A 1157-nucleotide genomic window follows, 5' to 3' on the forward strand; every position below is an offset into this window, starting at 1 on the left:
CACGTTGACCATGGTAAAACCACACTGACTGCAGCTATCTCTCACGTACTGGCTAAGACCTACGGTGGCGAAGCTAAAGACTTCTCTCAAATCGATAACGCTCCAGAAGAGCGTGAGCGCGGTATTACCATCAATACCTCTCACATCGAATATGACACGCCTTCACGTCACTACGCACACGTAGACTGCCCAGGCCATGCTGACTATGTTAAAAACATGATCACTGGTGCTGCACAGATGGACGGCGCGATTTTAGTAGTAGCTTCAACAGACGGTCCAATGCCACAGACTCGTGAGCACATCCTGCTTTCTCGTCAGGTTGGCGTACCTTTCATCATCGTGTTCATGAACAAATGTGACATGGTAGATGACGAAGAATTACTGGAATTAGTAGAAATGGAAGTGCGTGAACTTCTGTCAGAATACGATTTCCCAGGTGATGACTTACCAGTAATCCAAGGTTCAGCTCTGAAGGCCCTAGAAGGTCAACCAGAGTGGGAAGCTAAGATTATCGAACTTGCTGAAGCTCTGGATTCTTACATTCCAGAACCACAACGTGACATCGACAAGCCGTTCCTACTGCCAATCGAAGACGTATTCTCAATCTCTGGCCGTGGTACAGTAGTAACTGGTCGTGTTGAGCGTGGTATTGTTAAAGTGGGTGACGAAGTTGAAATCGTTGGTGTTCGCACTACGACTAAAACAACGTGTACTGGCGTAGAAATGTTCCGTAAACTGCTTGACGAAGGTCGTGCAGGCGAGAACTGTGGTGTGTTATTACGTGGTACTAAGCGTGATGACGTAGAACGTGGTCAAGTATTGGCTAAACCAGGTTCAATCAACCCACACACCACTTTTGAATCAGAAGTTTATGTTCTGTCAAAAGAAGAAGGTGGACGTCACACTCCATTCTTCAAAGGCTACCGTCCACAGTTCTACTTCCGTACAACTGACGTAACCGGTACTATCGAACTGCCAGAAGGCGTAGAGATGGTAATGCCTGGCGACAACATCAAAATGGTAGTGACTCTGATTTGCCCAATCGCGATGGACGAAGGTTTACGCTTCGCAATCCGTGAAGGTGGTCGTACAGTTGGTGCTGGTGTAGTAGCTAAAATCATCGCTTAATCGCGACAGAGATTAGTTTGAAAAGGAAG

At 46.8% G+C, this 1157-nt stretch carries 1 protein-coding gene; it reads left to right on the forward strand.

From position 1 onward, the window contains the following. Positions 1-1128 (forward strand): elongation factor Tu (gene tuf, locus Q4Q46_RS21305; protein ID WP_311907016.1); only part of this gene is annotated, 1128 nt, incomplete at its 5' end. Positions 1129-1157: the final 29 nt, after the last annotated feature.

Origin of the sequence: Shewanella vaxholmensis, assembly GCF_031932135.1 — a bacterium.
GTDB lineage: Bacteria > Pseudomonadota > Gammaproteobacteria > Enterobacterales > Shewanellaceae > Shewanella > Shewanella hafniensis.